The organism is Streptomyces sp. MNU76 (assembly GCF_020982545.1).
Taxonomy (GTDB): domain Bacteria; phylum Actinomycetota; class Actinomycetes; order Streptomycetales; family Streptomycetaceae; genus Streptomyces.
In genome coordinates this window covers 404,609-420,586 of the sequence record NZ_JAJKLK010000001.1, presented here as the reverse complement: position 1 = coordinate 420,586, position 15,978 = coordinate 404,609, and the positions used below count along the sequence as shown (strand labels likewise).

General features: G+C 69.3%; 7 protein-coding genes and 2 pseudogenes. 5 read left to right on the top strand and 4 right to left on the bottom strand.

Going from position 1 to position 15,978, the window contains the following annotated elements; all coding sequences use genetic code 11:
* Positions 1-7 precede the first annotated feature (7 nt).
* Positions 8-2,281: a cation-translocating P-type ATPase gene (locus E4N62_RS01840; protein WP_230211634.1), complete on the top strand. Its 2,274-nt coding sequence runs from the start codon at positions 8-10 to the stop codon at positions 2,279-2,281.
* Between the two features lie 748 nt (positions 2,282-3,029).
* Here the strand turns inward: E4N62_RS01840 and E4N62_RS01835 are convergent.
* Positions 3,030-4,319 carry a citrate synthase gene (locus E4N62_RS01835; RefSeq protein ID WP_184893910.1) on the bottom strand — a complete coding sequence of 430 codons (1,290 nt, stop codon included), beginning with the start codon at positions 4,317-4,319 and terminating at the stop codon, positions 3,030-3,032.
* 259 nt (positions 4,320-4,578) lie between these two features.
* Complete coding sequence (locus E4N62_RS01830) at positions 4,579-6,837, bottom strand: ATP-dependent RecD-like DNA helicase (protein WP_184893907.1); 2,259 nt, start codon at positions 6,835-6,837, stop codon at positions 4,579-4,581.
* 128 nt (positions 6,838-6,965) lie between these two features.
* On the opposite strand from E4N62_RS01830, the gene E4N62_RS01825 reads away from it, so the two are divergent.
* From E4N62_RS01825 to E4N62_RS01810, 4 genes and pseudogenes are all read left to right on the top strand, one after another.
* Positions 6,966-7,526 (top strand): hypothetical protein, encoded by a 561-nt coding sequence (locus E4N62_RS01825; protein ID WP_230211633.1) that lies wholly within the window; start codon positions 6,966-6,968, stop codon positions 7,524-7,526.
* Between the two features lie 178 nt (positions 7,527-7,704).
* Positions 7,705-14,019 (top strand): DNRLRE domain-containing protein, encoded by a 6,315-nt coding sequence (locus E4N62_RS01820; RefSeq protein ID WP_230211632.1) that lies wholly within the window; start codon positions 7,705-7,707, stop codon positions 14,017-14,019.
* A 205-nt stretch (positions 14,020-14,224) separates the two neighbouring features.
* Positions 14,225-14,335: pseudogene (locus tag E4N62_RS01815) on the top strand (LacI family transcriptional regulator); the annotation flags it as partial.
* A 150-nt stretch (positions 14,336-14,485) separates the two neighbouring features.
* Positions 14,486-15,121 carry a hypothetical protein gene (locus E4N62_RS01810; protein ID WP_230212487.1) on the top strand — a complete coding sequence of 212 codons (636 nt, stop codon included), beginning with the start codon at positions 14,486-14,488 and terminating at the stop codon, positions 15,119-15,121.
* A gap of 152 nt (positions 15,122-15,273) precedes the next feature.
* On the opposite strand, the gene E4N62_RS01805 is transcribed toward E4N62_RS01810, so the two are convergent.
* Both E4N62_RS01805 and E4N62_RS01800 read right to left on the bottom strand, forming a co-directional pair.
* Positions 15,274-15,519 carry a DUF397 domain-containing protein gene (locus tag E4N62_RS01805; protein ID WP_230212370.1) on the bottom strand — a complete coding sequence of 82 codons (246 nt, stop codon included), beginning with the start codon at positions 15,517-15,519 and terminating at the stop codon, positions 15,274-15,276.
* An 8-nt stretch (positions 15,520-15,527) separates the two neighbouring features.
* Positions 15,528-15,848 (bottom strand): annotated as a pseudogene (locus E4N62_RS01800) (Scr1 family TA system antitoxin-like transcriptional regulator); the annotation flags it as partial.
* Positions 15,849-15,978 lie beyond the last annotated feature (130 nt).

Below are 15,978 nucleotides of genomic sequence, written 5' to 3'. Positions count from 1 at the left end.
CACGGACATGACGAGCACCACCGCGGCAGCCGCCACGAGCGACACCGTCCACGAGGTCGAGCTGACCATCGGCGGGATGACCTGCGCCTCCTGCGCGGCCCGCGTGGAGAAGAAGCTCAACCGCATGGACGGGGTCACCGCCTCGGTGAACTACGCGACGGAGAAGGCGAAGGTCACCTACCCCTCGGGGACGAAGGTCGCCGACCTCATCGCCACCGTGGTGAGGACCGGCTACACGGCCGAGGAGCCACCGCCCCCGGCCCCGCCGCGGTCCGAGCGGGCGGCAGCCGTCGCCGCGGAGGAGGCGGACGCCGAACTCGCCTCGCTGCGGCAACGGCTCACCGTCTCGGGGCTGCTCGCGGTGCCCGTCGTCCTCATGGCCATGATCCCCGCCCTCCAGTTCGACAACTGGCAGTGGCTCTCGCTGACGCTGGCCGCGCCGGTCGTCGTCTGGGGCGGGTTGCCCTTCCACCGGGCCGCGTTCACCAACCTCCGGCACGGCGCGGCCACGATGGACACCCTCGTCTCCATCGGCACGCTCGCCGCCTTCGGCTGGTCCCTGTGGGCTCTGTTCTTCGGGCACGCGGGCATGCCGGGCATGCGGCACGGCTTCGAGTTCACCGTCTCCCGCACAGCGGGCTCGTCGACGATCTATCTCGAAGTGGCCGCAGGGGTGGTCGCGTTCATCCTGCTCGGCCGCTATCTGGAGGCCCGCTCCAAGCGCCGCGCGGGCGCCGCGCTCAAGGCGCTGCTGAGGCTGGGCGCCAAGGACGTCTCGGTGCTCCGGCAGGGGCGGGAGGTGCGCGTCCCGGTCGGGCGGCTGGCCGTGGGCGACCGTTTCGTCGTACGCCCCGGTGAGAAGTTCGCCACCGACGGCACCGTCGTGGAGGGCGCCTCCGCCGTCGACGCGTCGATGCTGACCGGCGAGTCGGTACCGGTGGACGTGACCGTCGGCGACGCCGTCACGGGCGCGACCGTGAACGCCGGCGGACGCCTGGTCGTCGAGGCGACCCGGATCGGCGCGGACACCCAGCTGGCGCGGATGGCGCGGCTGGTGGAGGACGCGCAGAACGGCAAGGCGGAGGTGCAGCGGCTCGCCGACCGCATCTCGGCGGTGTTCGTGCCGGTCGTCATCCTGATCGCGGTGGCCACCTTCGGCACCTGGCTCGGCGCCACGGGCGACGCCACCGCCGCGTTCACGGCGGCCGTCGCGGTGCTGATCATCGCCTGCCCGTGCGCGCTCGGCCTCGCCACCCCGACCGCCCTGCTGGTCGGCACCGGTCGCGGTGCCCAGCTCGGCATCCTCATCAAGGGCCCCGAGGTCCTGGAGTCCACCCGCCGCGTCGACACCGTCGTCCTCGACAAGACCGGCACCGTCACCACCGGCCGGATGACACTCCAGCGGGTGCACGTCGCCGGGGCCGCCCTCGGCATCGACACCGAGGCCGACCTCCTGCGTCTCGCCGGCGCCGTCGAACACGCCTCCGAACACCCGGTGGGCCGGGCGATCGCCGCGGGCGCCGAGGAGCGCGTGGGCGCCCTGCCGCCCGTGGAGCACTTCGAGAACATGCCCGGGAGGGGCGTACGCGGCCTGGTGAAGGGCTACGACGTCCGGGTGGGCCGATTCCACGACGAGCCGCTCCCCGAGGCCCTGCGGCACGCCAAGGAGGCCGCCGAGAACGAGGGGCACACGGCGGTCGTCGTCCTCCGCGACGGTGTGGCACTCGGTGTCGTCACGGTCGCCGACGCGATCAAGGAGACCAGCGCCGAGGCGGTACGGCGGCTGCGGGCGCTCGGGCTCACCCCGATGCTGCTGACCGGGGACAACGAGCGCGTGGCCCGGTCCGTGGCCGCGGCGGTCGGCGTCGCCCCCGAGCACGTGATCGCCGAGGTGCTGCCCGAGGACAAGGTCGACGTCGTACGCCGCCTCCAGGGCGAGGGCCGTACGGTCGCGATGGTCGGCGACGGCGTCAACGACGCCGCCGCGCTGGCCGTGGCCGACCTGGGGCTCGCCCTGGGCACGGGGACGGACGCGGCGATCGAGGCGGGCGACCTGACGCTGGTGCGCGGGGACCTGCGGGTGGCCGCCGACGCCATCCGGCTGTCGCGGCGGACCCTGTCCACGATCAAGGGCAATCTGGCCTGGGCGTTCGGATACAACGTGGCCGCGCTGCCGCTGGCCGCCGCCGGATTGCTCAACCCGATGATCGCGGGGGCTGCTATGGCCTTTTCGTCCGTTTTCGTGGTAACGAACAGCTTGCGACTCAGGACATTTTCGTGACCGCCGGGCAAAAGTCCCTCTAGAGTCCGGAAGTAGCCTCACATAAGCTCTTCACAAGGCTCGCGCATCATCCTTACGCTGGGGCCTCGATCGCTGAATCAGGTCTCTTGCGCATCTTCAGGACATGTCGCGAGAGACGCAGATCACAGTGATGTGAACGTAACCACTGAAGGGGTTCGTGAGTCTAAGTTGGCGATGTCAGAAGCGTCTTGGGGGGCGTGACTGGCATCTGGGGATGTCTTGGGGGACGTTCCCGGAATTGCGTTGCCGGGGCACGTGCACCGGGGAGCTTTGAGCGGCCCTCCCGTACGTACGCGTCCCGGCAGACCGCACACCGCCGCTCTTCAACCGCATACAGGTAGGACGACGAGTTCTGCTCGTCGAGCTCAGCGATTCAGGCGCTGTGCCCACCAGACGCCCGGCCGGATCCCGTGGGGGGAATCCGCACCGGGACATGGGAAGGCGCCCTGCTCGCCGGCCCGTGGGGGGACCAGCGGCGCAGGGCGCCTTCTCGCTATTTTCTTGGGGCTCGGTTCGCCTCCGGGGCGCTTGTGCCTGTGTCGAGAGGCCGATCGTGCTCGACCCTTCGGGCCTCCGCGCGTTCGGCCTCTCGACACAGGCGCGCCCCTTCGGCCCACTCGCCGTAGGGCGCCCTCTGCTGCCGTGAAGCAGTGAGGGGGGCCAAGGGGCAAAAGCAGTGGGCCCGTGCGGACGGCTCTCCGTACGGGCCCTTGCTACGCGTACTCGGTCAGCGTGCCTCGACCGGGACGAAGTCGCGCTCGACGACGCCCGTGTAGATCTGGCGGGGGCGGCCGATGCGGGAGCCCGGCTCCTTGATCATCTCGTGCCACTGGGCGATCCAGCCCGGCAGGCGGCCGAGGGCGAAGAGGACCGTGAACATCTCGGTCGGGAAGCCCATGGCGCGGTAGATCAGACCCGTGTAGAAGTCCACGTTCGGGTAGAGGTTGCGCGAGACGAAGTAGTCGTCGGAGAGCGCGTGCTCCTCCAGCTTCAGCGCGATGTCCAGCAGCTCGTCGGACTTGCCGAGGGCCGAGAGGACGTCGTGCGCGGCGGCCTTGATGATCTTGGCACGCGGGTCGAAGGACTTGTAGACCCGGTGGCCGAAGCCCATCAGGCGGACGCCGTCCTCCTTGTTCTTCACCTTGCGGATGAAGGAGTCGACATCGCCGCCGTTGGCCTGAATGCCCTCCAGCATCTCCAGCACGGACTGGTTGGCGCCGCCGTGCAGCGGGCCCCAGAGCGCGGAGATACCGGCGGAGATCGACGCGAACATGTTCGCCTGGGACGAGCCGACCAGGCGGACCGTCGACGTCGAACAGTTCTGCTCGTGGTCGGCGTGCAGGATGAGGAGCTTGTCGAGCGCCGAGACGACGACCGGGTCGAGGTCGTACTCCTGGGCCGGGACCGAGAAGGTCATGCGCAGGAAGTTCTCGACGTAACCGAGGTCGTTGCGCGGGTAGACGAACGGGTGACCGATCGACTTCTTGTACGCGTACGCCGCGATGGTCGGCAGCTTGGCGAGCAGGCGGATCGTGGAGAGGTTGCGCTGCCGCTCGTCGAACGGGTTGTGGCTGTCCTGGTAGAACGTCGACAGGGCGCTGACCACGGAGGAGAGCATCGCCATCGGGTGGGCGTCCCGGGGGAAGCCCCGGTAGAAGTTCTTGACGTCCTCGTGCAGCAGGGTGTGCTGCGTGATCTCGTTCTGGAACGTGGAGAGCTCGTCGACGGTCGGAAGCTCACCGTTGATCAGCAGGTACGCCACCTCGAGGAAGGTGGAGCGCTCGGCCAGCTGCTCGATCGGGTAGCCGCGGTACCGAAGGATGCCCTGCTCACCATCGAGATAGGTGATGGCGGATTTATAGGCAGCGGTGTTCCCGTAGCCGCTGTCCAGGGTGACCAGACCGGTCTGGGCCCGGAGCTTCCCGATGTCGAAGCCCGTGTCGCCGACGGTGCTGTCGATCACCGGGTAGGTGTACTCGCCGTCGCCGTACCGCAGTACTACAGAGTTGTCGCTCACGTCATCCCTCACCGACGTAGTGCCTCTTCTTCGAGGTGCCCTGACTGTCTCTACCATCCCCCAATTGGCTCTGGAGAGTGCACTCGGGGTCGACCATCGGGCCCATCGGCGGCACTCAGTGCCGCCAACTTGCTCATCCTGCCCCCTCCGTCCGACATCTGGAAGGGCTGTGTGACCTTTACGACTCATTTGATCGATCAAATTTCACTCACGAGCCGCCGGAACGGCACGAGAGGTTCCCCCGAAGTGGGCTCTGGACCTACAAAACCCGTGGTGCGAGCCGGAAGTCGAGGGCCGTGCACCGGCGGCCGGCGGAGACCGTGCGGACCGCCTGGCCGATCGCCTTGCGGGAGCCGACCAGGACCACCAGTTTCTTCGCCCTGGTCACGGCCGTGTAGAGGAGATTGCGCTGGAGCATCATCCAGGCGCCGGTGGTGACCGGGATCACCACGGCCGGGTACTCGCTGCCCTGGGACCGGTGGATCGTCACCGCGTAGGCGTGCGCCAGCTCGTCCAGTTCGTCGAACTCGTACGGCACCTCCTCGTCCTCGTCGGTGAGGACCGTCAGCCGCTGGTCGACCGGGTCGAGCGCGGTGACCACGCCGACGGTGCCGTTGAAGACGCCGTTCTCGCCCTTCTCGTAGTTGTTGCGAATCTGGGTGACCTTGTCGCCGACGCGGAAGACCCGGCCGCCGAACCGCTTCTCGGCCAGGTCGGGGCGGGCGGGGGTGATGGCCTGCTGGAGCAGACCGTTGAGGGTGCCCGCGCCGGCCGGGCCCCGGTGCATGGGCGCCAGCACCTGGACGTCCCGGCGCGGGTCGAGCCCGAACTTGGCCGGAATACGACGGGCCGCGACGTCGACCGTGAGCCGCCCCGCCTCCTCCGTGTCGTCCTCGACGAAGAGGAAGAAGTCCTTCATGCCGTCGGTGACCGGGTGTTGCCCGGAGTTGATCCGGTGCGCGTTGGTCACCACACCGGACTGCTGGGCCTGGCGGAACACCTTGGTGAGACGGACGGCGGGGATCGGGCTGCCGTCGGCCAGGAGATCGCGGAGGACCTCGCCGGCGCCGACACTGGGGAGCTGGTCGACGTCCCCGACGAAGAGGAGGTGCGCGCCCGGCGGCACCGCCTTCACCAGTTTGTTGGCGAGCAGGAGGTCCAGCATGGAAGCCTCGTCGACGACCACCAGATCGGCGTCCAGCGGGCGGTCCTTGTCGTAGGCCGCGTCGCCGCCGGGCTTCAGCTCCAGGAGGCGGTGGACGGTGGAGGCCTCGGCGCCGGTCAGCTCGGCGAGACGCTTGGCGGCCCGGCCGGTGGGGGCGGCGAGCACGACCTTCGCCTTCTTGGCGCGGGCCAGCTCCACGATCGAGCGGACCGTGAAGGACTTGCCGCACCCCGGGCCACCGGTCAGCACGGCCACCTTCTCGGTCAGCGCGAGGCGTACGGCCGCCTCCTGCTCCGGGGCCAACTCCGCGCCCGTGCGCCCTCGCAGCCATGCCAGCGCCTTGTCCCAGGCCACGTCGTGGAAGCCGGGCATGCGGTCGCCGTCGGTGCGCAGGAGGCGCAACAGCTGGGCGGAGAGGGAGAGTTCGGCGCGGTGGAAGGGGACGAGGTAGATGGCGGTGACCGGGTCTCCCCCGTCCTGGCCCGGCACCTTCTCGCGCACGACGCCGGGTTCGCCGGAGTCCTCGTCGGGCAGGGCGAGTTCGGCCAGGCATTCGATGACCAGGCCCGTGTCGACCTGGAGGAGCTTGACCGCGTCGGCGATCAGGCGCTCCTCGGGGAGGTAGCAGTTGCCCTGGTCGGTGGCCTGCGAAAGGGCGTACTGCAGGCCCGCCTTGACGCGCTCCGGGCTGTCGTGGGGGATGCCGACGGACTGGGCGATCTTGTCGGCGGTGAGGAAGCCGATGCCCCAGACGTCGGCGGCGAGCCGATACGGCTGGTTCTTCACGACGCCGATCGAGGCGTCGCCGTACTTCTTGTAGATGCGGACGGCGATGGACGTGGAGACCTCGACCGTCTGGAGGAAGAGCATGACCTCCTTGATCGCCTTCTGCTCCTCCCAGGCGTCGGCGATCTTCTTGGTGCGCTTGGGGCCGAGGCCGGGGACCTCGATGAGGCGCTTCGGCTCCTCCTCGATGATCTGGAGGGTGTCCAGGCCGAAGTGCTGGGTGATGCGGTCGGCGAAGATCGGGCCGATGCCCTTGACGAGGCCGGAGCCGAGGTAACGGCGGATGCCCTGGACGGTGGCCGGGAGGACGGTGGTGTAGTTCTCCACCGTGAACTGCTTGCCGTACTGGGGGTGCGAGCCCCAACGGCCCTCCATCCGGAGGGATTCGCCGACCTGGGCGCCGAGGAGCGCGCCGACGACGGTGAGGAGGTCGCCGCCGCCCCGGCCGGTGTCCACGCGCGCGACCGTGTAGCCGTTGTCCTCGTTGGCGTACGTGATCCGTTCCAGGACGCCTTCGAGTACGGCGAGTCGCCGTTCACCGGGGGGACTGCCCGCCTGTTGAGCCATGATCCGACGGTACCGGGGAGGTATGACAGGCCACCGCCTGCCGAAGAGATGCTAATGTCACTGATCGCATATCTCTGGTCTCAGGCAGTGAAGTCGGCTGCCGCGGCACGTCGATGACAGGAGCCGACTTGACGCCTCGTAAGCGAACCGGCCGGTGCGCCACCTTTGTGTTGACGGCCGCGCTGGTGACCGGAGCGCTCACCGGATGCCAGTCTCTCGCGGATGCCGCCTCCGCCTCGTGCGAGGACACCGGGAGCCGCGTCGACGCGCTGAAGTCGTACGACGTTCTCGATTCCCGGCCCCCGGGGACGATCGTGCCCCAGGGCTTCGAGGACCTCCAGGCCGGCTGCTGGGAGGACAGCGGCGAAGCCTGGCTGTACGCCGACCGGACCTACGTCTTCCCCGGCGACAAGGCCGAAGTGATCCAGCACTACGAGGCCGCGGCGGAGCGCGAGGGGTGGAAGCCGTCCAAGGCCACGCGACAGGCGCTGAAGGAGAACCGCTCCGCGAGCCTGTGCTTCACCCGTGGCAAGACGGACGACGCCACGACGCTGGACGTCTACTTCCTGACCAAGGAGATCCTGGACGCGGAGGAGACGAAGACCGGGCCCGACTTCGACGCCGGGTTCGGCTACCGCGTGGCTGTCAACTCGACGGCCGACGGCTCCGCGGCCAGTTGCTCGGACTGAGGCCGCCCGGACCGAGTGGCGATGGCTGGTAGCTGGTAGCTGGTAGTCAGCCCACTTACTTTCCGTCAACTTTGGCTGGAAACAAGCGCTTTGCATGCAACGGATTGACTTCCGTGAGGACCTCATGAAGATCTTCAGGTTCTTGCGGGAAGATCCCGCACCGTTGCAAGGAGTGAGCTTGATAGCCACGTTCCTCAGACAAGGGTGGAGATCGGACAGACCGTCCGTCCAGCCCTTCCTCCCTCCGGCCCGGCGAAGACGCCTGCGCTCGGTGGCGGCGACCGTCGTCCTGGCGATGGCGTTCGAGACCGCCGTGATCGTGGGAACCACCAACGTGGCAGTGGCCTCGGGCCGCGAAGCCCCGGCTGCCGACCGGAACAAGCCGGCGAAGGACCTCGGGTCCGCGACCGCCGGATCGGTGGCCGCCGCCCGACTGAAGGCGAAGATCCAGAACCGTCGGATCGAGGCGCTGGACGCCCGAACCGAGACGTCCACGACCTACGTCGACCCGGACGGTTCGGTCACCCAGACCGCGTATGCGGGACCGATCCGGTTCCAGGACGACCAGGACCGGTGGCAGGACGTCGACGTCTCCCTGCGGAAGCTGTCGGACGGCTCGGTCGGCGCCCGGCGGCATCCCCACGGACTGCGCCTGGCCGGAAAGAGCAAGGCCCCCAAGGGGCTGAAGAGCGTCGGGGAGAGCACCGGTTCGGCCGGTGTCCCCCTCGTGACCCTGGAGGGCCGGACCGGGCAGCGGATGGAGCTGGGCTGGTACGGGACCCTGCCCACGCCGGAGATCGAGGGCGCGGAGAAGAACATCGCCCGCTACCGGAGCGCTCTGCCCTCGACGGACCTCCTGATCGAGTCGACGCGTACCGGCTACGAGCAGTTCCTGGAGCTGAAGGATCGTTCCGCCGTCGACGCGAGCGGGGCGATCGCCTACAGCCTGACCGCCAAGGGGCTGACCGCGAAGGAGAAGGCGGACGGCTCGGTCTCCTTCTCCGACGCCAAGGGCAAGGCCGTGGGGGTCCTGCCCGCGCCGGTGATGTGGGACGCGCAGGTGGACGCCAGGTCCGGTGAGCACAAGCGCACCGCGCCCGTCGCGGTGAAGGTGGCCCAGGACGGCGACACGGTCACCCTGACCCTGACACCGGACGCGAAGTTCCTGGCCGACGACGCGACGCGGTTCCCGGTGACGATCGACCCCGCGATCAACGTGGGGGCCAGCTTCGACGCCTTCGTGCAGGAGGGGCACACCACCGACGAGTCCGCCTCCACCGACCTCAAGATCGGCAACAACGGTTCCTCCCAGGTGGCGCGGTCGTTCCTGTCGTTCCCGATGAAGAACATCACGGGCAAGCAGGTCTCCGCGGCGAAGCTCAATCTGTTCGCCTACCACTCGTGGTCCTGCACCCCGAAGAGCTGGGAGGTGTGGTCCACCGGAGCCGCGAGCACCGCCTCGCGCTGGACCTCGCAGCCGGCCTGGCAGACGAAGCACGCCACCAGCACCCAGACCAAGGGCTTCTCCAGCGCCTGCAACGACGGGTGGGTGTCCGCCGACGTGACCTCCCTGGCGAAGGCCTGGGCAAGCGGCGGCAACGGCACCAACCACCTGGGCCTGCGGGCCACGGACGAGACGGACCCGTACGGCTGGAAGCGCTTCAACTCCGGCAACGCGGCCTCCAACACCCCCTATCTGTCGGTCACCTACAACTCGGTTCCCGAGCGGCCGACTCTGCTGGCCCCGCTGAGCGCGGCGGCCACCAACGACACCACGCCGACCCTGTCGGCGAAGGCCCTGGACGGTGACGGCTCGCAGGTCACCCTCGACTACGAGGTGTGGACGTCCACCGGGACCTCCGCCCTGCGCACCGGTTCCAGTGCGGCGGTCGCCTCCGGAGCCCAGGCCAACTGGACCCCGGCCGCGCTCGCGGCGGGCTCCTACAAGTGGCGGGTCCGCGCGGGAGACGGCTCCGCCACCAGTGCCTGGTCGGCTTTCCGCACCCTGACGGTGGACACCACGTCCCCCGCCGCGACCTCGATCGCCTCCGGCGACTTCCCCGCCGGGCAGTGGTCCGGCGCTCCGAACGGCAGCGGCGACTTCACCGGAAGCTTCACCCTCACCCCGCCGTCGGCGGACGTGAAGGAGGTCCAGTGGCAACTGGACGGCGGAGCCTGGCAGACGATCGCCACCACCGGCGCGGCGGTGACGGCCAAGCCGGTGTTCCGCGCGGGCAAGCACATCCTGACCGCCCGCACGAAGGACGCCGCCGGCAACGCCTCCGCCCAGACCACCTTCACCTTCTACGCGGGCTCGGGCGCCGCGCTGCTCTCCCCGGCCCAGGGGGACCGCCCCGCGCGGCGGACCGTCCTGTCCGGCCAGGGCAAGACCGCCGACACGGGGGTCCGTTACCAGTACCGGCGCGGTGAGACCGACACCTGGAAGGACGTTCCCGTCGCCGATGTGCGACGCAAGTCGGACAACACGGCCGTCGCCGCCTGGCCGGTGAAGGTGACCGGTGGCGTGCCGGACGAACTCGTCTGGAACATCGCCGACACCCTCGGCGAGGACGGTCCGCTGGACCTCCGCGCGGTCTTCACCGACGGCTCCAGCACCGACTCCTCCCCGGCCACCTCCATCACCGTCGACCGCGACGCGGGCGCCGCGCCGACCCAGGCCGCCGGCCCGGGCGACGTGAACATGCTCACCGGTGACTACACGGTGTCCGCGACGGACAGTTCGTCCTTCGGGCTGACCGCGAGCCGCACCGCCTCCTCACGCCGTCCCACTGCCGGTGGGCAGCAGGAGGGGCAGGTCGCCATCTTCGGTCCGCAGTGGACCGCGGGTACCGCCGCGGAACTCACCGACTCCCAAATGCTGTACATCCGCAAGACGTCGAGCACCTCGGTCGCGTTGGTGGACGTCGAAGGGGAGGAAACCGGGTTCACCGCGACGAGCGGCGGCGGGTGGAAGCCCGAGGAGGGGGCCGAGTCCCTGACCCTCACCGGCAGCCTGACGGGCTCCTTCACCCTGAAGGACACCGAGGGGACCACCTCGCAGTTCACCAAGATCGACACGGCCGCGACGACCTGGCAGCTCTCCAAGAGCTCGCTGTCGACGGAGAACTCCACCACCTCGCTGATCTCGGAGAAGGTCACCGTGGGCGGAGCCGTGCTGGCCCGGCCGAAGTACGCGATCGCCCCCTCGTCCGCCGTGAGCAACGAGACCTGCGCGAACGCCCCTTCCACCAAGGGCTGCCGGATCCTGGAGTACCAGTACGCCACCACGACCACGGCGACCGGCAGCACGCTGGGCGACTACGCCGGGCAGGTCTACCGCATCCGCCAGTGGTCCACCAACCCGGGCGCGGCGAACGCCACCGCCACCGTGGTGTCCAGTTACGCGTACGACGCCTCGGGCCGCCTGCGTGAGCAGTGGGATCCCCGGATCTCCCCGGCGCTGAAGACGACCTACACCTACGACAGTGCGGGCCGGGTGGTCACCCAGACCCCGCCGGGCGAGTTGCCGTGGACGTTCGAGTACGGCAAGGCGGGCGCCAGTTCGGTGGCCGGTGACGGCATGGTGCTGTCCGTGTCGCGGCCCACGCTGAAGCCGGGCAGCAAGGACGAGCCGGACGGCGGCAGGGCGGCGCTCTCCCTCGTCTACGACGTTCCGCTCTCCGGCACCAAGGCGCCGAACCAGGTGGCCCCGGTGGACACCAGGACCTGGGCGCAGACGGACGCGCCCACGGACGCCACCGCCATCTTCCCCGCCGATCAGGTGCCCGCCTCGCACAGCGGGAACGATCTCGCCGCGGGGGACTACGACAAGGCGACCACCACCTACACCAACGCCTCGGGGCTCCAGGTCAACACCGGTCTGCCCGGTCGGCACCTGACCACCACGCAGTACGACGCGTTCGGCAACATCGTCTTCGAACTGGGGGCCACCAACCGCGAACTCGCTCTCGGCAGCGAGGAATACCAGGTCAACACCCAGAGCGAACTCGGCATCCGCTCCGATTCGACGGCCGAGCGTGCCCAGAAGCTGGCCACCGTCGCGAAGTACTCCAGCGACGGCAGGCGGATGGTGGACCAGCTCGGACCGCTGCACCTGGTCACCCTGACCAAGCAGCTCCAGGGCGACGCCGACAGCCCCGACATCCCGGCCCGCACCCTGGTGCCCGCGCGGGAACACACCGTCACGCGGTACGACGAGGGCCGCCCCACCGACGGGTCCGCTCTGGTCATGGACCAGCCGACCACGACGTCGACGGGTGCTTTCGTCGAGGACTACCCGGCCGACGGCGACGTGCGTACCAGCACGACCGCCTACGACTGGGCCAAGGGCCTGCCGGTCAGCAGCGTCACGGACCCGACCGGGCTCAAGCTGACCCGGGCCTCCGTCTACGACGCCCAGGGGCGCATCACCAAGAACAGCCAGCCCAAGTCCAACGGGTCCGACGCCGGAACGGTGGTGTCCCAGTACTGGTCCGCCGACGGGACCGGCGCGTGCGCGGGGCGCCCCGAATGGGCCGACCTGCTGTGCTCCAGTGGCCCGGCAGGAAAGATCACCGGGGGCGGCTCGAACCCCGACGAGCTGCCCACCAAGACCCTCGAGTACGACCGCTGGGGCAACGCCACCAAGGTCACCGAGACCGCCAACGGGGTGACACGCACCACCGTCACCACGTACGACGCGGCCGGCCGGGGCAAGCAGATCCAGATCAGCGGGGGCGTCGGTACGGCCGTACCCACGCAGACGATCACCTTCGATCCCGCCAACGGCCAAGTGGCCACCATGTCCGACGGCGCCACCACGATCCGCCACGGCACCGACAAGCTCGGCCGCGAGATCTCGTACGACGACGGCGCGGGCAACGTCACGCGCACCGAGTACGACGCCCGCGACCGTGTCACCAGGCGATCCGACTCGGCTCCCTCGGAGACCACGTACGACTACGACGGTCTGACGGGCCTGCCGACCCGGATGCACGACTCCGTCATGGGCGGCATCGGCGACGTCACCGGTTCCTACGACTCCGACGGGCGCCTCTACAAGCAGAAGCTGCCCTGGAACATGGACGTCGAGTTCAACCTGGACCCGACGGGCAGTGAGACCTCGCGCTACTGGCACTGGGAGTCCGGCTGGACGGTCCAGGGCGAGTCGATCAGTGAGAACATCCACGGTCAGGTCGTCTCCCGCACCACGTACACGGGCGGTGGGGCGTACCAGGAGTACTCCTACGACGCGGCCGGTCGCCTGACCAAGGCCGACGACACCCAGACGGGTGTCACGACCCACCGCGGGTACGGGTTCGACGACAACACCAACCGCACGTCCCTGGTGACCACCGTCGACGACGTGGACGGGGGTGCCCCGACCACCAAGACGGTCAACTCCACCTACGACAGCGCCGACCGGCTGATCGGGACCGGCACCGCCTACGACGCCTTCGGCCGCACGACCACCCAGTCGAGCGGCGCCCAGTACTCCTACTACGCCAACGATCTGGTCCGCCAGATCACGGCGCGTGGCGAGCGCACCACCTGGAGCCTCGACGCGGCCGGGAGGCTCGCCTCGTCCACGACCGAGAGTCAGGACGAGGGCGGGACCTGGGCCACCACGGCGACCGTCCGCAACCACTACGGGGCCGACGGGGACAATCCCACGTGGTCCGGCGAGAGCAACAACAAGATCACCCGCAACCTGTCGGACCTGACGGGGAGCCTGATCGCCACCACCGGCGCCGCAGGTGACGTGGTTCTCCAACTCACCAATCTCCACGGTGACATAGCCACACAGATCCCCCTGACGGACGCCACCACTCCCGTGGTCAACGCCTACGACGAGTACGGCAAGCTCCTGCCGGGAACGGACGCGTCCCGCTACGGCTGGCTCGGCGGGGAGCAGCGCTCGTCCGAGACGCCCAGCAGCGTCACGCTCATGGGGGTCCGCCTCTACGACTCGGACACGGGGCGGTTCCTCTCCGTCGACCGGATCGTCGGAGGCAACGCCAGTTCGTACGACTACTGCTTCGCCGACCCGGTGAACTGCTACGACATCAGCGGGAACTACAGCATCAACGGCCTCGTCCCGGAGGCCGCGATCTGCGCCCTGTTCCTGCTGTGGTGCGCGGACATGGCCTACATCACCTACTGGGCCCTGGGAGAGGCGAAGAAGCGGTACTCGCACGGGGCGAAGCAGAACGCCTACCGCCACTGCATCTGGCAGGCGATGCTGACCTGGGCCGTCGGTTCCAGCCTGGCCAAGGCGCTCGGCAACGCCCACGAGAAGAACGCGGGGAGCTCCAAGGCGGCGAAGCGTGACTCCAAGGCCGACCAGTACAACAACAAGATCGGAAGAAGCCTGGGAGGGAAGATCACGGCCTGGACGTACAAGAAGGCGAAGGAGACCGCCTGTCGCTTCTGCAAGGACAAGGTCAAGAAGCACAAGCTGAAGTCCAACGCGGCGGGCAAGACCTGGGTCTAGGCCGTCTCTGACGGCTCTTGGACCCCTGCCCGGGCGGACCGGGGTCGAGCGGGGTGGTGCGGAGGTCGCGCACCACCCCGCTCGGCGCGTCTCGGGTCGGCCCCTCGGTCACGATTGAATTTCGGCCACTGCCGCCTCCTTGCCCGGGCGGCGATGGCGAGCATCAAGGATGTCGCGGCCGAGGCGGGAGCGTCCGTCGCCACCGAGGTTCCTCGACCTGGCCGAGCCGCCCGAGGTCGTCTTCGCGGCGGACAACCTGATGGCGCTGGGCGCGCTCGACGCCATCCGCGCGAGAGGGATGCGGGCTCCGCAGGACGGTGCGACGACGCGAAGCGGGCAGCGTCGGGGGACGCGCATAACTGGGGGCTCGTCCCCCATGTCCCTTCACCGCCCGGCGCGGACGCTGAACCCATGCGCCGCCGCTTCGACCAGCGGTCGGCACGAGCGTTCCAACGACAGGAGCAGCATGGCTATGTCAACCCGCAGGGGATTACAGGCGGCAGCGGCGGCAGCGGGTGCCGCGCTGCTGGTGTCCACCGGCCCGGCGTCTGCCGCGACGGGGGCGGTGCAGGCAAGCGCGACGGTGGTGCAGGCCAACGACGCGTTCATCTTCGTCAACGCGGCGGCCGGGGAGAGGAACAGGATCTTCATCAACCCGTCCGGCAGCACCGTCACCGTCATCGACACCGGGGCGTCCACTTCCGCGGGGGTGGGGTGCACGCCCAACAGTGACGGTTCCGTCTCCTGCCCGGCCGGCACCCGGACGATCCTCGTCGTGGCCGGCGACCAGCAGGACACCATCGCCCAGAGAACCGGCCTGCGTGCCTCGATCGACGCCGGACCGGGCAACGACACGGTGTACGCCCAGGACGCCACCGGCCGTCAGTCCATCGCGGGCGGAGAAGGACGGGACACCCTGTTGAGCGGCAGCGGCGCCGATGTCCTCGTCGGGGGACCGGGCGTCGACCTTCTGAGCGGCGGGGCGGGCAACGACATCCTGGACAACGTCGATCAGGCTCCGGGCGACTCCGCCCAGGGAGGGGACGGCAGCGACAGCTGCACGTCGGACTCCGGAGACCAGGAGATCGGCTGCGAGTCCTGACCTGGGGCCTTCGGCCGGTCCGAGCCCGCGCATGTGACAGCGCCTGACGGCATTCGCTGAGCCCGCCGTCAGGCCTCATGCCCTGCCCGATGGGCCGTCCGCTCCGGCTGGCGGCCCATCTCGCCTGGGCGCCTGCGGGGCGCCGCGCCGCGCTACGACGGCCCGCGTGGTGGCGGACCGCACCGGTGGATCCCCGAAGGTGTCGGCGGCGAAGCTGCCGTCCGCGAGGACTTGAGGGCACTGATGAACGCGGTGAAGGAGGGGGCGAGGAAGGTGAGGGTGCGGGTGGTGGGGGTCTTTGAATCGCGGACGGCTATGTGGGTGGGGCTCGTCGCGATCTCCACGCACTCGTTGCCGTCTCCGGGGCCCGAGTAGGACGACTTCCGCCAGTTGTCCATGGGGTTCTTCACAGCTCCTTCGCCAGTCTGTGAATGAACTCACGCGACCGTCCAGGGTCGAGTGACGCGTCCTCCACCTTACGAAAACTCGTTCGGTAGATGTTGAGCTGGGCGTCGGAATCGATGAAGGCCGAGCCGTGAAGCGCATCGCGGACCACCGTGTCCAGCTTGGGCAGGGGTCCGCCCACGTACGTCATCGTGCCCGCGGCACTGGCAAAGCCGTCCAGATCGAAGGGGATGACGCGCATGGTGACGTGATCCGCTTCGGAGAGCTCGACGCGCCGGGCCGGCTGGGCCCGCGATGTGCCGCGGTCGCCGACTCCGATCTGCGCACTGGGTCAACATCTGGCATGACCCGGCAGGGGCCGCCGTGGTGAGGGCGGCCAATGACGGCAACGAGACCGTGCCGACCGTCGTCGTGGCGGGCCGACCGCACACCAACCCCGATCCCGGATGGGT